16 protein-coding genes are annotated in these 20,582 nt (G+C 61.1%); 3 read left to right on the top strand and 13 right to left on the bottom strand.

Annotated elements, in window-relative coordinates; translation table 11 throughout:
- The first annotated feature begins 67 nt into the window (after positions 1-67).
- Positions 68-1,147, top strand: a complete 1,080-nt coding sequence (locus tag ACM6HV_RS03700) for an endonuclease/exonuclease/phosphatase family protein (RefSeq protein ID WP_108183882.1) — start codon at positions 68-70, stop codon at positions 1,145-1,147.
- 109 nt (positions 1,148-1,256) lie between these two features.
- Here ACM6HV_RS03700 and ACM6HV_RS03695 read toward each other — a convergent pair whose 3' ends face one another.
- From ACM6HV_RS03695 to ACM6HV_RS03680, 4 genes are all read right to left on the bottom strand, one after another.
- Entirely contained in the window at positions 1,257-2,093 is an 837-nt protein-coding gene (locus ACM6HV_RS03695) for an ABC transporter ATP-binding protein (RefSeq protein WP_041065116.1), read from the bottom strand.
- Positions 2,081-2,884 carry an ABC transporter permease gene (locus ACM6HV_RS03690; protein ID WP_041065113.1) on the bottom strand — a complete coding sequence of 268 codons (804 nt, stop codon included), beginning with the start codon at positions 2,882-2,884 and terminating at the stop codon, positions 2,081-2,083. Before ACM6HV_RS03690 ends, ACM6HV_RS03695 begins: the two co-directional genes overlap by 13 nt.
- A 10-nt stretch (positions 2,885-2,894) precedes the next feature.
- Positions 2,895-3,881, bottom strand: a complete 987-nt coding sequence (locus ACM6HV_RS03685; RefSeq protein ID WP_414903538.1) for an ABC transporter substrate-binding protein — start codon at positions 3,879-3,881, stop codon at positions 2,895-2,897.
- A gap of 340 nt (positions 3,882-4,221) precedes the next feature.
- Positions 4,222-5,712, bottom strand: coding sequence for an aldehyde dehydrogenase (locus ACM6HV_RS03680; RefSeq protein ID WP_414903537.1), 1,491 nt, complete (start codon positions 5,710-5,712; stop codon positions 4,222-4,224).
- A 222-nt stretch (positions 5,713-5,934) separates the two neighbouring features.
- Between ACM6HV_RS03680 and ACM6HV_RS03675 the strand changes: the two genes are divergently transcribed.
- The gene (locus ACM6HV_RS03675) at positions 5,935-6,879 is read left to right on the top strand and encodes a LysR family transcriptional regulator (protein WP_145598329.1); all 945 of its coding nucleotides are present in this window, start codon (positions 5,935-5,937) and stop codon (positions 6,877-6,879) included.
- On the opposite strand, the gene ACM6HV_RS03670 is transcribed toward ACM6HV_RS03675, so the two are convergent.
- The 8 genes from ACM6HV_RS03670 to ACM6HV_RS03635 all read right to left on the bottom strand — a co-directional run bounded on the left by ACM6HV_RS03670 (position 6,862) and on the right by ACM6HV_RS03635 (position 16,249).
- Positions 6,862-8,046, bottom strand: a complete 1,185-nt coding sequence (locus tag ACM6HV_RS03670; protein ID WP_414903536.1) for an MFS transporter — start codon at positions 8,044-8,046, stop codon at positions 6,862-6,864. The two genes, ACM6HV_RS03675 and ACM6HV_RS03670, sit on opposite strands and share 18 nt — an antisense overlap.
- The gene (locus ACM6HV_RS03665) at positions 8,043-9,278 is read right to left on the bottom strand and encodes an ATP-grasp domain-containing protein (RefSeq protein WP_047296759.1); all 1,236 of its coding nucleotides are present in this window, start codon (positions 9,276-9,278) and stop codon (positions 8,043-8,045) included. The genes ACM6HV_RS03670 and ACM6HV_RS03665 overlap by 4 nt, the downstream gene beginning before the upstream one ends.
- A 38-nt stretch (positions 9,279-9,316) precedes the next feature.
- Positions 9,317-10,699: an FAD-binding oxidoreductase gene (locus ACM6HV_RS03660; protein WP_047296761.1), complete on the bottom strand. Its 1,383-nt coding sequence runs from the start codon at positions 10,697-10,699 to the stop codon at positions 9,317-9,319.
- A 140-nt stretch (positions 10,700-10,839) separates the two neighbouring features.
- Positions 10,840-11,739, bottom strand: coding sequence for a hypothetical protein (locus ACM6HV_RS03655; RefSeq protein WP_230679394.1), 900 nt, complete (start codon positions 11,737-11,739; stop codon positions 10,840-10,842).
- A 25-nt stretch (positions 11,740-11,764) separates the two neighbouring features.
- Positions 11,765-12,505 (bottom strand): alanyl-tRNA editing protein, encoded by a 741-nt coding sequence (locus tag ACM6HV_RS03650; RefSeq protein WP_145598332.1) that lies wholly within the window; start codon positions 12,503-12,505, stop codon positions 11,765-11,767.
- Positions 12,506-12,583: 78 nt separating this feature from the next.
- A complete protein-coding gene (locus ACM6HV_RS03645; RefSeq protein ID WP_414903535.1) occupies positions 12,584-13,618 on the bottom strand; it encodes a pyridoxal phosphate-dependent aminotransferase in 1,035 nt (344 codons plus the stop codon).
- Positions 13,619-13,641: 23 nt separating this feature from the next.
- The gene (locus ACM6HV_RS03640) at positions 13,642-15,225 is read right to left on the bottom strand and encodes a phenylalanine aminomutase (D-beta-phenylalanine forming) (RefSeq protein ID WP_414903534.1); all 1,584 of its coding nucleotides are present in this window, start codon (positions 15,223-15,225) and stop codon (positions 13,642-13,644) included.
- 4 nt (positions 15,226-15,229) lie between these two features.
- On the bottom strand, positions 15,230-16,249 hold the full coding sequence (locus ACM6HV_RS03635) for a TauD/TfdA family dioxygenase (RefSeq protein WP_414903533.1): 1,020 nt from the start codon (positions 16,247-16,249) through the stop codon (positions 15,230-15,232).
- A gap of 321 nt (positions 16,250-16,570) precedes the next feature.
- Between ACM6HV_RS03635 and ACM6HV_RS03630 the strand changes: the two genes are divergently transcribed.
- On the top strand, positions 16,571-17,980 hold the full coding sequence (locus tag ACM6HV_RS03630) for an amino acid permease (protein ID WP_414903532.1): 1,410 nt from the start codon (positions 16,571-16,573) through the stop codon (positions 17,978-17,980).
- An 18-nt stretch (positions 17,981-17,998) separates the two neighbouring features.
- Here ACM6HV_RS03630 and hrpB read toward each other — a convergent pair whose 3' ends face one another.
- Positions 17,999-20,515: an ATP-dependent helicase HrpB gene (gene hrpB, locus ACM6HV_RS03625; protein WP_414903531.1), complete on the bottom strand. Its 2,517-nt coding sequence runs from the start codon at positions 20,513-20,515 to the stop codon at positions 17,999-18,001.
- Between the last annotated feature and the right edge of the window lie 67 nt (positions 20,516-20,582).

Below are 20,582 nucleotides of genomic sequence, written 5' to 3'. Positions count from 1 at the left end.
AGACTTGGGCCAAGCGTCTGCGGTCGGGTATGCTCGCAAGCACTTTTGTAACGCGATAAGCCGAGCCATGCCCCGTCTGCTGCGCTACTCCCTATTGTTGATCGTGCTCGCCATCGCCCTGATCGGCGGGCTGATCTACAGCCTGACCTGGCGCCCCGGCGCGCGCGAAACCTTGCCGGTCACCTGCACCGGCACCCCACCGACACTGGTGCCCGGGCAGGCACTGAAAGTCATGACCTGGAACGTGCAGTACCTGGCGGGCAAGCGCTACGTGTTCTGGAACGACCTCGCCCAAGGCACCGACGAAGCGCCAACCCCGGAAGACATGGCCTTCAGCCTCGACGAGGTGGCGCGGGTGATCCGGGACGAGCAGCCCGACGTGGTGCTGCTGCAGGAACTGGATGACGGCGCCAAGGCCAGTGATTACCAGAACCAGCTCAAGTTGCTGCAGGAGCGTGTCACCGACCTCTACCCGTGCAGCGCTCACGCGTTCGACTGGAAGGCCGATTTCGTTCCCGACCCGCACATTTTCGGCAGCGTTGGCCGGCAATTGGCGACCCTCAGCCGCTACCGCATCGAACACGCCGAACGCCTGCAATTACCGGTGCCGCCGGCGAATATCATCGCTCGACAGTTCGCACCCAAGGATGCGTTGCTCGCCACCAAGCTGCCGCTGAGTGACGGCGGGCAACTGACGGTATTCAACACCCATCTGGATCGCGCCAGCCAACCCGACGAGACCTTGCAGGCGCAAGTGACGGCGGTGGCCAAGGTGCTCGACAAGTATGAGAGCCAAGGCCTGGCGTGGCTGATCGGCGGTGACTTCAACCTGTTGCCGCTGGGCCAGTATCAACGCCTGCCCGCTGAACAGCGCACGCCCTACTCCGTCGACAGCGCCCTGCATCTGTTGTGGGACAAGTACCCGATGATCCCGACCAACAACGAGGCCAGCGGCGTCGACCGCGCCCACTGGCTGACCCACTACCCCAACGACCCCGGCCTCAACGGTCCGGATCGCACCGTCGACTACCTGTTCTACAGCCCGAAAATCAAACGGGTCGAAGCGAACGTGCGCCAGGACGATACCTTGCGCATTTCCGATCATTTGCCGGTGATTGCGCGGTTTCTGCTGCCCGCTGCTCCTTGATCACCAATTACCGCTGTAGGAGCTGCCGAAGGCTGCGATCTTTTGACTTTTTTAAGGACAAGATCAAAAGATCGCAGCCTGCGGCAGCTCCTACAGGGGACTCATGTGATCAATGGACTTCTTCCAGGTCATCATGCAACAACCCGAAAATCTCCCGTTTCATGTCGATAAACGAGCGCTCCATGACCATGTCCAGTGAGCGCGGACGCTCGATCGGCACGTCGAGGATCTGCTTGATCCGCCCCGGTTTGGCGCCCATGACATAGACCCGGTCGCCCAGCAGGATCGCCTCGTCGATATCGTGGGTGACGAACAACACGGTCTTCTTGCTGTTGCCCCACACCCGCAACAATAACTGCTGCATCTGCAAACGGGTCTGGCTGTCGAGGGCGCCGAACGGTTCGTCCATCAGCAGAATCTGCGGGTCGTTGGCCAGCGCCCGGGCAATCGCCACGCGCTGCATCATCCCGCCCGAGAGTTGCTTGGCGTAATTGTCAGCAAACCCGGCAAGCCCGACTTCGTTGACGTAGTAATCGACAATTTCCTTGCGCCGCGCCGCCGGCATGCCGCGCCGCTTGAGGCCGAACTCGACGTTCTGCCGCACCGTCAGCCACGGAAACAGCGTGTAGCTCTGGAACACCATGCCGCGATCGGCACCGGGGCCCTGCACTTGCTGGCCACCGACGTAGATCTCGCCGGAGGTTGGCTCGGCGAGGCCGGCGGTCAGGTACAACAGGCTCGATTTGCCGCAACCCGACGGCCCGACCAGCACCGCGAACTGCTGATCCGGCACCTCGAACGACACCTGTTCCAGCGCCGTGAACGTACCGCCATCAGGCTTTTTGTAGCGCAGGCTGACCTTGTCCACTTGCAGGCGCGGGGCGGCTTGCGGCGCCGCAGCGCGCGATTCGGTAAAGCGATGATTGGCGGCAGTTACTGAGCCCATGCGGCAACCCTCAGGCGGAGAAAGCGGAACAGTTGATCGGTGACCAGCCCCAGCAGGCCGATGATCGCGATGGCGAGGAAAATCACGTCGACCTGAAAACCGCGCATGGCTTTCAGGCTCAGGTAACCGAGGCCACTCGACGCGGCGACCAGTTCGGCCACCACCAGATAGGTCCAGGCCCAGCCCATGGTCACGCGCAAGGTGTCGAGCACGCCGGGCACCGAGGCCGGGGCGATCACATGCAGCACCGCGTCGCGGCGGTTGGAACCGAGCGTGTAAGAGGCGTTGATCAGGTCCTTGGAGATGCCCTTGGACACATCCGCGATCATCACCAGTTGCTGGAAGAACACGCCGAAGATGATCACCGATACCCGCTGCTCCAGACCGATGCCAATCCACAGGATGAACAGTGGCACGAACGAGGTCACCGGCAGGTAACGGATGAAGTTGACCAGCGGTTCGAGGAACGCCTGGACGATGCGAAAGCTGCCCATCAGCAACCCCAGCGGTACCGCCACCAGCGACGAGACGATGAACCCGACCATCACCACTTCGACACTGGCCCACACATGGGTGCCAAGGGTGCCGTCGCGGCTCAGGCGCACGGCGGCTTCAACCACCGCGCCGGGCGTCGGCAGAAACATCCCCGGGACGATGCCGCCGTAGGACAGCCCGGCCCACAGCCCGACCAGCAACACCCAGGCCAGACCACTGGCGCTCCATACCACCGGCACCGGCAAGCCGGTCTTCGGTGTGATGCAGCGACTCAGCCATGAATTACGCTTGAACATGACCAGTCTCCTAGAGCGGGCTGACGAAACGGTTATCCACCAGATCGTCGTTACTGACGTTGTAGGGCTTGCCCTGCAATTCGCTGGCGGTTTCGTTGGCCAGTTTGATCAGCGGTGCGCTGTCACCCGGCACGCCCGGTTTGCCCAGCAGCTTCTCGCTCATGGCCTGATCGTAGAAACGCACGCCTTGCGCTGCAGCAGCCAGTTCCTTCGGATCGGACAGATAACCGCCGACGCCCTTGGCCATGATTTCGTAGGCTTGCTGTGGATGGTCCTTGGTGTATTGCACTGCTTTGTAGAGACCGGCGACCAGCGCCTTGACGTCTTCGGGCTGCTTCTCGATCACCGTGCAGTTGAGCGCCACGACATCGACAATCACCCCGGGCGTGCTGCTGCTGTCGATCAGCACTTTGCCCTGCTGCTTGTCGCGCACCATCGACAGGTGCGGTTCCCAAGTCACGGCCGCCGGCACGCGACCGGCAATGAACGCGGTGGCAGCATCGTCGGCAGTCATGTTCTGCACGGTGATGTCGCTCATTTTCATGCCGTTCTTCTTCAGCAGATAGGAGAGCCAGAACTGCGAGGTCGAACCTTCGTTGACGGCCACGGCCTGGCCCTTGAGTTCCTGCAACGACTTCACGTCCTTGCCCACCAGCACGCCGTCGCCACCATGGCTGTCATCCAGCGCCGCCACGGCTTTGAAGCAGAACTGCGGCCGGTACTTGAGCACTTCGTCGATGGTCGAGGCCGAACCGGAGAGTTGTCCGGAGGCCTGGGCGGCCATGTACATCGAAGCTTCCTCGACCACCGGCAACTCGACAGTCAGGCCATTTTCCTTGAAGTAGCCCAGGTCCTGAGCCAGATACAGCGTGCCATAACCCACCCAGGTGGTATGGCCGATGGACAAGGTACCGGCCTGCGCGCCGGTCGCGACCGTGGCCGCCAGGGCGGTGATCGCCAGTGGATGGGTGAGACGGAGACACAAGGACTTGATCATGGAGCACTCCCGACGCTGTTGATTTAGTTTTGTCATGGGCAGTACGGCCAGCACCAATGATGTGAATCCACGCTGCGGTCTCTGCTGGACTCTGGCGTGAACCACCGGGCTGGCAAGATCGATGGTGGCCCATGTGCGGGCTGAGGAAAATCAGGAAATTGTTGGCAGCAAATGATGAAAAAACTGCTTAGCGTGCACCGCAAAAGCGCGACCTGAGCAGGGATGGTGCACATTCCTGAAAAGCAAAAGATCGCAGCCTTCGGCAGCTCCTACAGGATTCAGGTTCGCCCGGTGTAGGAGCTGCCGAAGGCTGCGATCTTTGCTTTTGAATCAACCGCAATCAGCGCAACTGAAACCAGGTGGTTTTCAGCTGGGTGTATTTGTCGAACGAGTGCAGCGACAGGTCGCGGCCGAAGCCCGATTGCCTGCCGCCGCCGAACGGCACGGTCACGTCCAGCGCATCGACGGTATTCACCGATACCGTGCCCGCCCGCAGCCTTCGCGCCACGCGGTGTGCGTGATGCAGATCATCGGTCCACAGCGACGCCGCCAGCCCGTACACACTGTCGTTGGCCAGGCGCACCGCCGCGTCTTCATCATCGAACGGCACCACCGCCAGCACCGGGCCGAACACCTCTTCACGAAACAACGCCATGTCGGCACTCACGCCGGTGAAGATCGTCGGCTCGATGAAGTTGTCCGAGCCGTTGAAGCGCCGTTGCTGACCGCCACACACCAGGCTCGCACCCGCCTGCCCGGCCTCGCGGATGGCGCGCATGATGCTCGCCGTCTGCCGGTGATCGACGATCGCTCCGGCACGGCTTTGCGGGTCGAGCGGATCGCCCGGCAGCCAGCGTTCGGCCTGGGCTTTGAGGCGTTCGACAAACGCATCATGAATCGAACGCTCGACCAACAGCCGCGAGTTGGCCGAACACACTTCGCCCTGATTGAAAAAGATCCCGAACGCGGCTTTTTCCGCCGCCAGATCCAGATCCCGGCAATCGGCGAACACCAGATTGGCACTCTTGCCGCCGCACTCCAGCCACACTTGTTTGAGGTTGGATTGCGCCGAGTACTGCATGAAATACTTGCCGACCTGCGTCGAGCCGGTGAACACCAGACAATCGACATCCGCGTGCAGGCCCAAGGCTTTGCCGGTCTGCTCGCCAAGCCCCGGCAACACGTTGAGCACGCCCGGTGGCAGACCCGCTTCCAGTGCCAGCTCCGCCAGACGCAATGCCGAAAACGGTGATTGCTCGGCCGGTTTGAGGATCACCGAATTACCCGCTGCCAGCGCTGGCGCAAGCTTCCACGCGGCCATGTCCAACGGGAAATTCCACGGCACCACCGCTGCCACCACACCCAGTGCTTCACGGGTGATGGTCGCCAGCACATTGACGGCGCCGGGAGCGATCTGGTCGTAGAGTTTGTCGATGCTTTCGGCGTACCAGCGAAACACCCCGGCGGCGCCCGGCACATCAATGTTGTAGGCGTCCATCACCGGTTTGCCCATGTTCAGCGAGTCGAGCAGCGCCAGCTCCTGACGATGTTCCATCAACAGTTCGGCCAGGCGCAGCAGCACTTGCTTGCGCTCGACGGGCGGACGTTGCGCCCAGCTGCCGGCCTCGAACACGTGTCGCGCGTTCCGCACCGCCACGTCCACATCCGCCTCGCCACAGGCCGCGACATTGGCCAGCAACTGGCCGGTGGCGGGGTTGATCGCGGCGAACGTCTGCCCCGATTGCGCGGCGCAGTGCTGGCCGTTGATCACGGCCCGATCGGGAAACTTCAAGGCACCGGCCTGGCGCTGCCACTCTGCAAGTTCGAACACGTCGAATGCTCCTTGGACGTTAGTGTGCAGTCGATGGTGGCGCAGGCCCGGACGGGCGAAAATTAGTAAAAATGTCTTCGCAGGCAATGAAAAAACTGCTCAATCGGTTTCCCCAAAACCGCTGTGGATGACTAAGGTTCAAGGATAAAAACAACGTCGCGCAGCGGACGCGGCGGCGCACAAATTGCTTGGAAGTCGAGTCCGCTCGTCCTGAGGTTTGCCGTGGCCGCCTACAATTTGCGTCAGTTGAAATACTTCATCACCACCGTCGAATGCGGCAGCGTTGCCGAAGCCTCGCGCAAGCTGTACATCGCACAACCGGCGATCTCTACGGCGATCAAAGGTCTGGAAGACAGCTTCGCGGTGCAGCTGCTGATCCGCCATCACGCTCAGGGCGTATCCCTGACGCCGAGCGGTGCACGGTTCTTTCGCAAGGCGCAGGAGCTGTTGCGCATGGCCCGGGAGTTCGAGCAGAACGCCCTCGCCGACAACGACATCGTCGCCGGGCAGATCGACATCGGCTGCTTCGAAACCGTCGCGCCGCTGTACCTGCCGCAATTGATCGCCGGGTTTTCCGCGCTGTATCCGGGCGTGAAAATCCGCATCCGCGACGGCGAGCAACAGGAACTGGTGCAAGGCCTGACCTCGGGCAGTTTCGACCTGGCGATCCTCTATGAACACGAACTCGATGCCACCATCCAGACCGAGCCGCTGATGCCGGCGCAACGGCCGTATGCGCTATTACCGGCTGACCACCGTTTCGCCCAGTACAAGCAAGTGTCGCTGCGCGATCTGTGTCTGGAGCCGATGATTCTGCTCGACGTGCAGCCAAGCCGAACCTACTTCGTCAGCCTGTTCGAGGAACTGGGCCTGACCCCGCGCATCGAGTTCAGCTCGCCGTCGATCGAGATGGTCAGGGGCATGGTCGGGCAGGGTTTCGGTTTCTCGATCCTGGTGACCCGGCCCCACTCGGAATGCACCTATGACGGCAAGAAAGTGGTGTGCGTGGACATCGTCGAAGACGTCACCGGCTCAGGTCTGGTCGCCGCGTGGCTCAAGCGCGGGCAACTGACCAAACCGGCACAGCTGTTCGCCGACTATTGTCGCGAACAGCTGACCGCCAAGACCGCTGCCTGCCGCACCGAGCCATCAGGCAACCGGGACTGACCGCTGTTCCACGTCGATGCCGATCAACGGGCGTTTGAGCGCAATCGATACCCAGGCGCCCACGGCGGCGATGACGCAGGCGGCAAAACCCAACAGAAACGACATGAAGCTCAGCTCGTTGGCCACTGCCAGCAGGCCGAGCACGGCGGCGGTAGCCTCGGCAGCGCCCCAGACACAGGTCTGCACGGCCATCGCCACGGAACTGCGCCCGCGCCAGATCTTCACGGCCTGAGCCTGGTACAGCGGGCCGCAGATCATCTCGCCGATCACGATAAACACCACCACGACAAACAGGATCGCCTGCGCCTGTGACGAAATGATCAACAGCAGGCAGCCCGCGCCGATCAACAGGTTGGAAACGATGACCCGCCACAATCGTGAGACACGCTGCGCGAATGAGGTCACGTAAACCTGGCTGAAGATGATGATCCCGCTGGCCACCAGAAACAGCACGCCGACCAGTTCACTGGAAAAGCGCTCGGTGGCATAGGTAGGGAACACGTAATAAAACTGCGCATAGCCGATCATGGTCAGAAAGTTGATCGCCATGAACGCCACCACCTTGGGCGATGCCTCGGTTTCGCCCAGCGTGGAAGCACGCGCGGCAAACGCCACGCCTGCACTACGCGCCACCTGCGGAATCAGCCGCGTGGAAGCCGTGGCCAGCACGCCCAACAACAGCGGCAGGGCCACAAACCAGTAACCGGTGCCGGCAAGAATCAACGACGCCACGAACGGCGCGACCCCGGCCCCTGCGTTCGCCGCAACATTCTCGTAAGAGAGCACACGTTCGTGCTCGCCCTCGCGAAAGTACTGCACGATGTAGGAAATCTGCGAGATCGTGGCGATCGAATTGGAGACACCGAACACCACAACCAGTACGACCCAGATCAACACGTTGGTAATGCCCATCGCGGCGGTGACCAGCATCAATAGCGCCGCCACCGCCACACAGAACAAGGCCAGGGCTATTTCCCGGCGTCGCTCGACCTTGTCCAGCATGCCCTGAAAAGCCAATGCGCCGATGCGGTTGGAGACAATCGCGAACCCGACAACGACCCCCGCCGCATTGGTACTGAGGCCCACGGACGCATTGAGCCAAATAGCCATGAACGGATAGAAACAGCTCCAGGCCGCGGACGAAAGAAACCGGACGAAGTAAATCATTTGAAGACCGGGCTTCTAGGGCCGCGATCGGTCAGGACACGCACCTGGCCAATCTCGCGCGCGACGACATCGGCATAGCCGGTGAGCATGCCGACCCAGGCGTAGTCGGACGTGCCGATGGGCTGGATCACGCTGCCGACGTTGGCAATGGGCGTGTGAATGGAAGCCATCGGCGGAATCTCCCAGTCATGCACGACGGCTTCGTGATCCAGACAGTACCAGTAGCTCAGGGTCTGGCGGCAAGATTCGACCGGCTGGTATTCAAGCGCAGCCTCCAGCAAGCCCAGTGGCAGCAGCGCCACGTGCTGCAGGACGGTCGCTGGCGCCAGATCGTAGGCCAGCGCAATCTGTTCAACGATGCTCGCGCCGCCCAGGCGCCCCATGTTGGCATCGATCAGATAAGCCGTGGCGTCGTTCGCAATGAACTCGCAATGGAAGAAGCCATTGTCGAACCCTGAACGGGCAATCAGATCGCGGACCGCCTTCTCGATTTTCGCACGCACGGGCAAGGCCATGCGGGCGTCGGCCGGGAACTGGTTGGCGACTTCCGTGAATCCCACTCGGTCGCGCCTGGACAGTCCGAGGAAGACCACCCGCCCCTCCTGGGCAAAGCCTTCCAGGCTGACGAGATCACCCGCGCAATGCGCCTGGACAATCCAGGCAGTGTCTTGCGGGTCGTCGATTCCGCTGTTCAGGATGGCGGCGCGGATTACTGCGCCAGGGTCAGCGTCCGGTGCAATCGAGAGCAGGGTGGTGGCCACCGCGCCAGAGCCGACCGAGGGTTTGAGCACCACATCGTTTTGTTGCCCGGGTGTCAGCCAGGGAATGACCACGTCGCCATCGCTCAGCGACACACAGGTCTCGGCGGGCACATGTTCCGGGATCAAGCGGCCGACGAAGCCCTTGGAGGACAGCCGGGCAAACACCTCGGGCGGCGCCTTGAAGCCGAATTCTTCGGCAATCGCGGATACGACCGGGAACAACTCGTCAAAGAATGTCGTGATGCTGCGAATCACGCCAACCAGTGCGGGATGGGCGTTCAGGTAAGCGGACAGCGCGACTCTGTCGGTAAAGGCAGGAATGCAGGTGACCCCTTCGAACACGTTTTTCGCCGCGCCATGAAAACCCGAGGGATCAACGGACAGTATCGGTTCGAAGCCCGCACCGCGGATCGCCTCGCACACGTACTTGATGGAGACCTTGTTGATGCCCACTATCAAAATATGATCCATACCTTTCACATCCATCCTTAAAAACAAAAAATCGACAGTTATCGAGCGTCAACCCGTAACGATTGATACATCTTGCCGGGGTTGAACAAGTTGTCCGGATCCAGGGCCGATTTGATGGCCCTCATGAACTGCAGCGCTGCGCCGTGTTGCGCCGACATCCACTTCAGCTTTCCCTGCCCGACCCCGTGCTCGCCGCTGACGGTGCCGCCGAACGACAACGCGCGACTCGACAGCCGGCTGAGGAACGCCTGAATGTCCGCACTTTCGTCTTCACCTTCATCGAGCATGATCAGCAGGTGAAAATTACCGTCACCGACATGGCCGATAAGCGGCGCATCAAGACCGGAGGCAGCAATGTCGGCGGCCGTGGCGCTGATGCAGGCACTCAGACAGGACAGCGGGACGCAGACATCGGTGGCCAGCCCCTTGCGGCCTTTGTAAAAAGCGTGAAAGGCCCACCAGGCGTCATGTCGGGCTTTCCACAGGGCCGTGCGTTCTTCAAGGCGCTCGGAGATCCTGACCTGCCCGCCGTACTCACCGGCGCAATCCTTGAACAGCTCGACACTGCTGGCGACCGTCGACCGGTCGCCGTGAAACTCCAGAAACAGATGCGGCGTTTCCACCAGCCCCAGTGCCGCAGAATAGGCATTGCACGCACGCACCGCCGTGGCATCCAGCAGCTCGATCCGGGCGATCGAGAGTCCTTGGCCCAGGGCACTGGCCACCGTCTGTACCGCGTTATCCACCGAATCGAATGAACAGACACCGGCAACGATGGCCTCGGGCACCGGATGCAGGCGCACTTGCAGTTCGCTGAAGATGCCCAGAGTGCCCTCTGAACCGATGGCAATCGCCAGCAGATCCAGACCCATAGCCGATTTGGGCGCGCGGGAACCAATGGCGGCGACCGAGCCGTCCGCCATGATCCAGCGTGCGGCTTTGACATTCCCGGCCATGGTCCCGTAGCGCACCGAGTTGGTCCCCGATGCACGGGTCGCCGCCATTCCGCCCATGGAAGCGTTGGCGCCAGGATCGACGGAAAAGAACAGTCCGGTCTCACGCAAGTGGCTGTTGAGTTGCTCGCGGGTAACGCCCGGCTGAACCGTGGCGGTCATGTCGGTGACGTTCACATCGACAATCGCGTTCATTTCCGAGCAGTCGACGCAGACGCCACCCTGTGGCGCATTGATCTGCCCTTCGAGGGACGAACGCGCACCCGACGGGATCAGCGCCACACCGTACTCACGGCAAAGCTTCACGACCTGAATGATTTCGTCTTCGCTGCGAACGGTCACTACCGCATCGGGGGGACTCAGCTCGATGCCGGGAGGCGCCTGGCAGAACTGTTGCCGGATTCCCTGTTCGAGCCTCAAGCGTTCGCCGAATAACTGACGGAGTTTTTCTACGACTGGAGCATTCATTCATCTCATCCCTGTTCTGACTGATGACGGCCGGGTTGCGGTTCTGCGCCCCGTTTTCTGTACTGTCCGCGCACTCCTGTGAACGGTTGGTTTTTTGCCGGGCCATGCCACACAGAAGCGGCGAAGCGCCCGGCAGTTGTTCACTCCTCGTCTTTTTCACCGACGCGGGCCGCGCGCCCGTCGTACTCCGGACGCCCGGAAACCACCAGCCCGAAGAAATAAGGCTGTGCGCCTGAATCCTCCAGCTGACGGCCAGACTTGTTATGCACTTCGATGACCGAGAACAGGTCCACCAGACGGTCCTGAATCTGTTCTATTTCGGCGTCCTTGAGTGTCACCATCGAGCTGTACTTGAAAGAGCCTGAAACATCGAAGTATTCGCTCTTCTCCGGCTTGAGCAGCGACCGGTCCACTTCATGGCGCAGGAACTGATCCTTCAACTTCAACGCATCCACGGTCCTGGGCATCCTCAACGTGGGTGCATGCCGGACAAACGGGTCATCCGGCGTTGCGCGCGGCTTGGAGACCAGGTTCAGGAACGCTTCAGTGTCCTGGTCATAAGCCAGACCGATCTGCTGGCACACCAGCTGAATCTCCGCCACTGAGGCACTGTCGACCATGTACAGATACGTCATCAATGGCAGCAGTTCGAACTGCGCCTCGAACGCGGCGATCACCTCTTCGGTGACAATGAACTCACGCTCGTAGCGACTCAGGCTCAGGGCCCGGCGCAAGATTCTGGAGTCGTGTTCGCGCAGTTCCAGGCGCGAAGAGAGATCGGTCACCTCGACGCCTTTGCCGAACAACATTTCGTGGACGTCCGCCGGCAACAAATCCCTGAAGTAGTGCCAGAAATAATCAAAACTGGCTTTGCTGGCCGCATCGATGCCAAGGTGATCATGCAGTTCGACGGCAGCATCGATACTCAGGTATTTCCTTCCGGCCTCGACGTCGCGGTAGTAATTGGCCGAGAACGGAATATTGACCTCGTCGAGAAACGTGGAGATCTTCAGATGCCCCGCGTCGATTCGAAACTGCATGAGAAATGCGCCAAACGCACGTTTGCTATCCAAGCTCTTCCGCCTCTGCCGACAGAGTGACAAGCACTCTGGTCGTGTTTTTCTTGATCTTCATACTGGAAGTCACCACGCCTATTTCTTGCGTATTACGCACATGAACGCCCCCACAGGGGATTGACCAGTCTTCGCATTGCCACCAACGAAATCCCTGTCCCTGGCGGGTATCCGCTTCCGTACGAATCTCATGACTTGCAGAGCAAAACTCGTTCAAGGCATCTGTTGCGCGCCTCAGACTGTCTTCGTCGAACTCGCCGACAAACTCGTATTGGTTCTCGCCACCCTCGTCGCTCAGCGGCGAACGAACCGGATGCGCAATCGCTCGCCCGAGCGTCCGCTCGAGCATGCAATGAATCAAATGCATCGCCGAATGAACCCGCATCTGATGATATCGCAATGGCCAATCCAGCGTGGCGGTCGCCTGCCGGTCGCTCACCCGCGTCTGCAGGTCAGCGAACGTTTCGTCGTCAATGCTCAGGTAATGCCTGATCTGATCGTCCCGTTTTTTCGTCGCGACGATCTCCAGCGTGCGCAGTGCCTCACCCTCCCCCGCGAGCGGAATGTTCAATACCCCCCGATCGCCCAGTTGCCCGCCTCCCTGGGGGTAGAACACGGTTTCGCCGAGGAGTGCGAAAGGCAGACCGGCGTCGTCGCGCTCCAGTCGATCAACTCGGCAGTCCAGTTGCTTCAAGTAGGGTTCAGCGTGAAACAACGTCAGCGTCTGGCTCATTTTTACCTCAGTCAAGGTTTCACTGATCTTGCCCTGGACGCCCTGGGCAATCGCCGAAGGCTCCCTGCCCTGCTGGCCTCAGGCAAGTTCCATGGTTTGCAGTTTTTGCTTCAGTACAGCGCGCAACCGAGTCATCTGCGCCTGGTTGCCGAAGGAGATTCGCAGACACGTCTCAAGACCATAGTCGGTCAACCGGGACGTCAGGAAACCTTCCCTCTCCAGATACTGATGCAAATCCTGGCAGCGTGGCGCGGTGACGCATTCGACGAAAACAAAATTGACGTAGCGGCTTCTGGCTTCAATGCCGTGAGACTTGAACAGGCTCACGAGCTCCTGCCCCCACGCCTGACAATACGCCGCCGTGTTGTCCAGATGATCGCCGTCCTGCAGGACGTATTCGCCTGCCAGGGCGGAAAACGAACTGACGTTGTACGGCGCACGCCGCGCTTGCAGCGCCGGCACCTGATCGCCGCTCGCGTAAGCCCAGCCAAGGCGCAGGCCGGCAATACCGTAGGCCTTGGAAAACGTGCGCAGGCATATCGCGTTTTCCCGGCTGTTGACGATCTGAATGCCTGCCGTGTTTTCCCGATCCGGCGCAAACTCTGCGTACGCTTCGTCGATGATGACGGTCGTGCCGGGTGGAATCAGCGCCACCAGCGATAACAGCTGCGAGGGCAACAGATAGTCGCCCAATGGATTGGACGGATTGACCAGCACCACGACGTCGGGCTTTTGCTCAAGAGCAAGTTGCAATGCCGCCTCATAGTCGCCGCTGGCATCCGGGGTCATCTCGCTGTAGTCGGCCCCCAGCAACGCGGCCCGGATTTTGTACATCTTGAAGCAGTGCTGCTGCGTCACGATGCGACTGCCGGGCTTCAACAGGCTACGCAGCGCAATGTCGATCAGTTCGTCCGAACCCGCGCCCACCACGACGCGCTCGGGATCAACGCGCCAGCGCTCGCCGATTGCCAGGCGCAGAGACTTGTAAGTGACTTCGGGGTATTCGCTGAGGAGCGTCGGCATCGAGGCGCACAGCTGCAGGGCCAGGCCCGATGCACCCAGCGGATTTTCGTTGGCATGCAGCCGGACCGGCTCAGTGATGGCTGTTGCCAACAGGTCACTCTTTCCCGACGAACTCATCGGCCGTGCCCTCCCAGTACCTGGGTAACGAGCGCTTCCAGGTAAGCCGTCAACGCCACATCCCGATCCAGATACGGAATGTGTTCACGCACCCGCGCATGCCAGGCGCGGCCCTTCGGCCCGAGTCTGGCGTTGCCGCGAATATCGGCGGCCTGGGCTGCACAGATCAGTTCAAACGCGAGGACGTAACGCGTGTTCTGCAGCACTTCGGTCACCCGGCGCGCGGCGACTAGGCCGAAGGAAACCACGTCCTGGAAATCGCCGGTGGTGGTCAGGGTCTGGATCGAGACGGGGGTGGCCAGCGAACGGTTTTCTGCCGTCAGCGACGCCGACATGAATTGCCCGCCCATGAGGCCAAAGCGCAGGCCACCGTTTTCCGCACACAGGAATGACGGCAGGCCATTGCTGTTGGCTTTGGTCAGGAAGCGATCGATCCGCCGATCCGAAAGATTGCACAGGGTGATGATGGAAATCGTCAGGTAGTCCATGGCCGAAGCGATGTATTGCCCATGAAAATGGCCATTGTGAAAAACCTCGCCGTTTTCAGGGGTGATCAACGGGTTGTCGTTGGACGAGTTCAGTTCGTTGCCGACCACGCGCTCGACAAATTCGATGGTCTCCAGCACCGGCCCGAGGATTTGCGGCGTGCAGCGAATGGAATAGGCATCTTCGATGGGCATGTCTTCCTGGCGTACCTGGTCGGTGCGCAGGGCGCTCAATTGCGAAGAGAGTTCAAGATCGTCAATCGCCAGTTCCGAGCCTTGCAGATCGGCCCAGATGGCCTCGGCAATTTTTTGCTGGCCCAGGTGCGGTTTCAACTGGTGAACATCCGGATGGAAAGGACGCACCCGAGCCTGCAGCGCTTCAAACGAGAAGGCCGAGATCGACGTGTATTGCTCGAGCAGTTCCCGGGCTTCAACCACATTCATCGCCGCCACCGCGACCATGCAGGAGGTGCCATTGATCAGCGCCAGCCCTTCCTTGTAACTCAGGTGCAGCGGCGCCAGGCCCAATTGCTCGAGCGCTTGCGCCGCCGGAATCCGGGCACCGTCGAGGTAGGCATGACCGTCCCCGGTCAGCATCCGCGCAACCGCCGCCAGCGGCCCCAGGTCGCCACTGGTCCCCAACGAGCCCTTGCTCGGGATTTCCGGGATCAGGCCGGCGTTGTAAATGGCGATATAGCGGTCGAAATTCTCCAGCGAAAGTGCCGAGTTGCCACGGGACAGCGATATGATCCGCGCAAACATGGTGGCTCGCGCCACACTGTCCGGGAACCGCTCGGCAACGTTGGTCGAGACGCCCTGAATCAGGTTCGATTGAAGCTCGTGGGCTTTGTCGATGGGCACCAGATGGTCAACGAAACCACCCATCCCGGTGTTCACCCCATATATCACCGCGCCTTGTGCAACCAGATTTTCCAGGGCGTCTCGCGATGCCTGAACCCGTTGCCGGGTGGCTTGCGAAGCGACCACCTTTGCCCCGGGCCGGGAATACCTGATCAAGTCCTTGAGACTGACATCGACGCCGGGGGTCAGTACAAACGTGCTATCCGACGTGAAGTTTCTTTCCTGAATCGTCATCTTTTCATCCCTGAGCTACGTGTGGCTGATCATCCGCCCAATCGGCGATGATCACGTTGATGGTCCTGTTGCCGGAAAAGGCGCGCCGGCCGTGGGCATACTGGAAATTGTCGAGCAGCAAAATATCGCCCGCCCGCAGATCGACATCCTGTTCCAGACGTCTGACGGTGTGGAACAACTCCAGCGTCAGGTCTTGCGGCAGTGGTTCGCCGTCACCGAAACACATGGCTTCCAACAGTTGCGGCGTGTTGCGCTGCGCCTCGGCCAATTCACTGGCGTCCCGTTCACGACCGTCGATACGCGCCCATTCGATCATCGCGGCCGCGCCCCAGAAGTGCGCCTGATTGCACCAGATGTCCGCCGTTTTGCGCGGGTGTCGGCGCATCGGGGCGATACAGTCCTGCCAGAGGATCAGGTCGCCGCCACTCCACTCGAAGTCCCAACCGCGCGCCCGGCACAGCACTTCTGCCTCGGCGGTGCTGGAAGTGGAGAACGTCTCCTGCCAGCTTTTTTTCACCCCGGGCTTGAGATTCACCCGCGCCTCGCCGGGCAGCGTGCGGCGCAACTTGAGCCCGCGATCGGTCAGTTGCTGCAGGGTGGCGCGATCAATCAACTGTTCCAGTTTGCGCATGTCCCCGACCACGGATTCACCGCCGCGCTCCGCAGGCTCGACACACACGAAAGCGATGATTTCGGGCGGATGTTTTACATAGGCCATTTCCTGATGAAGGATCACCGACCAGTCGGGCGGGGTGCGCGTCGCTTCCATGACCTTGCCCTGGATCGTCGAGCGTGGAGAGCTGCCGCCGACGTAATCGCGCGTGTGAAAACCCAGCGCACCGATGGCCCGTTCAAACACCTCGGGATCCCTGCACGGCGTGGCACCGCGAATGAGCACCGCGCCTTCACTCAGCAGTTGTGCCCGAATGTCCTGCGCCGCCGCTGAAAAATAGCCTGTCGGATCGGCCTCGGCGCCGACCACAAAATCGAATGTCCCTAGTGCATTGCAGCCCGTCACCGTCATCACTCCTCAGTCCCTGGAATCGTTGGCATGTCCCTGTGCGATGCATTAGATACCATCCCCCATTTACAAATTCAACAGATAGAAATATGTTTCTTCCAATAGATTTTTATGTGTGACGCGCACGAAATCGCGCGCAACCAAGCTGAAAAGTCGATCTAACTGATTGATAAAAATAGAAATAATCTGAAGGAACAGAATCCGTATGACTGTGGAGAATTACCCGTCCCCCACTGTTGGCACCGTCGCGTCACTGCATCGGCCCGCCTCGCCCCGCGCAAGTGTCTTGCAAACACTCAAGCAACCTTGCGAGTACCCTTTCTCATGAGCGGACTCCATGCGCACTCAAGTCAACTGCAACGCAGCCTGAAAAATCGACACATCCAATTGATCGCACTGGGAGGCGCCGTTGGCACGGGGTTGTTCCTGGGCTCGGCGGGCGCACTCAAGTCTGCCGGGCCCTCGATGATCCTCGGCTACGCCATTTGCGGTTTCATTGCCTTCATGATCATGCGACAACTGGGCGAGATGATCGTTGAAGAGCCGGTTGCCGGCTCTTTCAGCCATTTCGCCCACAAGTATTGGGGCGCATTCGCCGGTTTCCTGTCGGGATGGAACTGCTGGATGCTGTACACCCTGGTCGGCATGTCCGAGCTGACAGCCGTCGGCAAATACGTGCATTACTGGTGGCCCGAGATACCGATCTGGGTATCGGCTGCGGTGTTTTTTGTGCTGATCAATGCGCTCAACCTGATCAACGTCAAAGTGTTCGGCGAGGCGGAATTCTGGTTCGCCATCATCAAGGTGTTGGCGGTGATCGGGATGATCGCCATGGGCAGCTACCTGCTGGTCAGCGGTAACGGAGGGCCGCAGGCATCGCTGAGTAACCTGTGGCAGCACGGCGGCTTTTTCCCCCACGGGATGGCCGGCCTGGCCATGTCCATGGCGGTTATCATGCTGTCCTTTGGCGGGCTGGAAATGCTCGGTTTTACCGCCGCCGAAGCGCAAAACCCTCGTCGCGTGATCCCCAAAGCAATCAATCAGGTGATCTACCGCATCCTGATTTTCTACATCGGCGTACTCGTCGTGCTGTTGTCATTGATGCCGTGGGACAGCCTGCTGACGTCACTCAATGCCTCTGGCGATACCTACAGCGGCAGCCCGTTCGTACGTGTGTGGTCAATGCTCGACAGCAATACCGCCGCGCACATTCTCAACTTCGTGGTCCTTACCGCGGCGTTGTCGGTCTATAACAGCGGCACCTACTGCAACAGCCGGATCCTGCTCGGTCTGGCCCGGCAGGGTGACGCGCCACAAAGCCTGGTCAAGATCGACTCGCGCGGGGTTCCTGTGCGCTCGATCCTCGCAACGGCTGCGGTGACCTTGATCGCGGTGGTGCTGAACTACGTGATCCCGCAGCAGGCCCTCGAAATACTGCTTTCGCTGGTGGTGGCGACGCTGCTGATCAACTGGGCGATGATCAGCCTGGCCCACGGCAAATTTCGTCGGCACCTGAACGAGACCCGGCAGACACCACGGTTCAAGGCGCTGTGGTACCCCTACGGTAACTATGTCTGTCTGGCCTTCATGGTGTTCATCATGGCGGTCATGCTGATGGACCCCGTTAACCGGATGGCGGTCTACGCGATTCCGCTGTGGATCACGCTGGTGTGGGTCTGCCACAGCATCAAGCACCGCCGCCGTGCTGCGCAAAGCCTCTACGGCGAGGCCTGATCAATCCCGGGCAAAGGCTCACTTGCGCGGTTTGATCCGCGCCGTGGCCTCGGCCACCAGCGGATCATCCGGCCAATAATGCTTCGGATACCGCCCCTTCAGATCCTTTTTCACCTCGGCATAGGTGCTGCGCCAGAAGTTGGCCAGATCCTGCGTCACCTGCACCGGCCGCCGCGCCGGCGACAGCAGGTGGAGCTTGACCACTTGCCGCCCGCCGGCAATTCGCGGCGTCTCGGCGAGGCCGAACAGCTCTTGCAAACGCACCGCGAGAATCGGCGGCGACTCGCTGTAGTCCAGACGAATCGATGACCCCGACGGCACACTGATGTGATGTGGCGCCAGCTCATCAAGCTTCTGCGGCAACGGCCACGGCAGCAGACTGCGCACGATGCTCGACAGGTCCAGATTGGCGAAATGACTCAGTCGCGAGACTTTGCCCAGATAGGGCATCAGCCATGCTTCCAGGGTTTTGAGCAACGTCGCGTCGCTGACATCCGGCCATTGGCTGTCGGCCTGTGTCGCCAGATCCAATTGCCGCAACAACGCGACCCGCGCCTGCCACTGACGCAGTTCCGGCGTCCACGGCAGCAACTCCAGACCTTTGCGCCGTACCAGATTGACCAGCGCCTGACTGCGCGCCGCTTCGTCGAGCCCGGTCAACGGTTCGCGGCTGAGGATCAGTTCGCCAACCTTGCGCTGACGCTCGGCGCGCAGCACGCCTTCGCGCTCGTCCCAGTCCAGTTGATCGACGGCACGCACTTGCTCGGCGAGCACCGAGTCGAACAGCGTCGGATCGAAATCCGCCGCCAGGTAAATCCGTTCCTCGCGCTGCCCCTGACGACTGCCGAGGTCGGCGATCACAATCCACGCCTCCTTCATCAGGCTGTCGGCTTCGGCGAACAGCGCAGCGCGACCATTGGCCAGCCGATATTCGGCGCCACCGGCACGCCGCTGTTGGGCGACGCGATCCGGATAGGCCAGCGCCAGCAATGCGCCAAGCCAGCGCGGATGATCGGGATCGCTGACGGGCTCGGTGGCCTTGCCGCGCAGGTAACCGCGATACTGCCGCGCCAGTTGCCGCGCACGTTGCACGCCGCCTTGAGCACCACGCGATGCGCGCTCCTCGCCAGAGAGCAGCACCAGGCGGCTGTGCAGATCCGCCCCGGCGCCGCGCAAAATATCGCGTTCGCCGAGCAGTGCCGCGACGTAACAGGCCATGTGCGCCAGCCCCAGTGCCTGGCCGCGCAGCAACAGATGGGCGATGCGCGGATGTGCCGGCAATTCAGCCATGGCCTGACCGTGGGCGGTCAGCGCCTCGCCTTCAAGTGCGCCCAGGCGCTGCAACAAATCCTGCGCCTGTGCATAGGCTGCTGCCGGCGGAATATCGAGCCAGACCAGTTCGCCCGGCGTGACGCCCCAGCGTCCGAGTTGCAGCGCCAGCCCCGCCAGATCCGCCGACAGAATTTCCGCACTGCCGTAAGCGGCGAGTTGCTCGTGCTGATCCTGCGACCACAGGCGATAACACACGCCCGGTTCCAGACGTCCGGCCCGGCCCGCACGCTGGGTGGCGCTGGCCCTGGAAATACGCTGCGTATCGAGACGGGTCATGCCGCTGCCGGGGTCGAAACGCGGCACCCGCGCCAGCCCGGCGTCGATCACCACCCGCACGCCATTGATGGTCAGACTGGTTTCGGCAATGTTGGTCGCCAGCACCACTTTGCGTTGGCCGGCCGGCGCCGGGTCGATGGCGGCGCGCTGGGCGTTGAGGTCCAGTTCGCCGTGCAGCGGGCAGAGCAAGACATCTTTACGCTCACCGATGGCATCGCTCAGTTGCTGATGCACACGACGGATTTCCGCCTGCCCCGGAAGGAACACCAGCAGGCTGCCGGTTTCATCGTGCAGGGCTTCGAGAATGGTCTGGGTCACGCGCTGGTCGATGTATTCGCCAGGCTGGAACGGCCGCCCCCAGCGCATCGTCACCGGGTACATGCGCCCTTCGCTGCGCAGGATCGGCGCGTCATCCAGCAACCCGGCCAGGCGCTCGCCCTCCAGCGTGGCAGACATCAGCAGAATCTTCAGCGGCTGTTCAGCGCGGAACAGTTCACGACCGTTCAAACTCAGAGCCAAAGCCAGATCGGCATCAAGGCTGCGTTCGTGAAATTCGTCGAAGATCAGCAGACCGACGCCTTCCAGCGCCGGATCATCCTGCAGACGCCGGGTGAGAATACCTTCGGTGACCACTTCGATGCGGGTGTCGGGGCCGACCTTGCTGTCGAGACGGATGCGATAGCCGACGGTTTCGCCCACCTTCTCGCCCAGTTCGCTGGCCAGACGTTCTGCGGCTGCACGCGCGGCGAGACGGCGCGGTTCGAGCATCAGAATGGTCTGCCCGGCCAGCCAGACTTCATTGAGCAAGGCCAAAGGCACGCGGGTGGTTTTACCGGCGCCGGGCGGTGCTTCGAGCACGGCTTCGTCGCGTGTCGCCAACGCTTCACGCAGGGCGGGTAAAACTTCATCGATCGGCAAAGAAATCATGCTGGCTCCCAAACAGAGGCGCGAGTATAACGGCGAACTGCCAGGCGTTTGTCAGGGTCTTAATTCC

The organism is Pseudomonas sp. IT-P260, from assembly GCF_949768395.1.
In the GTDB taxonomy this organism is placed as follows: Bacteria; Pseudomonadota; Gammaproteobacteria; order Pseudomonadales; family Pseudomonadaceae; genus Aquipseudomonas; species Aquipseudomonas parakoreensis.
Note: the sequence above shows the minus strand (reverse complement) of the source record. Positions and strands in the feature narration are given on the sequence as shown.

Coding starts and splice junctions, on each gene's coding strand:
- ACM6HV_RS03660 (WP_047296761.1), bottom strand. CDS start 10,699: ATGAATGCTCCAGTCGTAGAAAAACTCCGTCAGTTATTCGGCGAACGC.
- ACM6HV_RS03635 (WP_414903533.1), bottom strand. CDS start 16,249: ATGACGGTGACGGGCTGCAATGCACTAGGGACATTCGATTTTGTGGTC.
- ACM6HV_RS03640 (WP_414903534.1), bottom strand. CDS start 15,225: ATGACGATTCAGGAAAGAAACTTCACGTCGGATAGCACGTTTGTACTG.
- hrpB (WP_414903531.1), bottom strand. CDS start 20,515: ATGATTTCTTTGCCGATCGATGAAGTTTTACCCGCCCTGCGTGAAGCG.
- ACM6HV_RS03650 (WP_145598332.1), bottom strand. CDS start 12,505: ATGAGCCAGACGCTGACGTTGTTTCACGCTGAACCCTACTTGAAGCAA.
- ACM6HV_RS03670 (WP_414903536.1), bottom strand. CDS start 8,046: ATGATTTACTTCGTCCGGTTTCTTTCGTCCGCGGCCTGGAGCTGTTTC.
- ACM6HV_RS03690 (WP_041065113.1), bottom strand. CDS start 2,884: ATGTTCAAGCGTAATTCATGGCTGAGTCGCTGCATCACACCGAAGACC.
- ACM6HV_RS03630 (WP_414903532.1), top strand. CDS start 16,571: ATGAGCGGACTCCATGCGCACTCAAGTCAACTGCAACGCAGCCTGAAA.
- ACM6HV_RS03655 (WP_230679394.1), bottom strand. CDS start 11,739: ATGCAGTTTCGAATCGACGCGGGGCATCTGAAGATCTCCACGTTTCTC.
- ACM6HV_RS03685 (WP_414903538.1), bottom strand. CDS start 3,881: ATGATCAAGTCCTTGTGTCTCCGTCTCACCCATCCACTGGCGATCACC.
- ACM6HV_RS03665 (WP_047296759.1), bottom strand. CDS start 9,278: ATGGATCATATTTTGATAGTGGGCATCAACAAGGTCTCCATCAAGTAC.
- ACM6HV_RS03695 (WP_041065116.1), bottom strand. CDS start 2,093: ATGGGCTCAGTAACTGCCGCCAATCATCGCTTTACCGAATCGCGCGCT.
- ACM6HV_RS03700 (WP_108183882.1), top strand. CDS start 68: ATGCCCCGTCTGCTGCGCTACTCCCTATTGTTGATCGTGCTCGCCATC.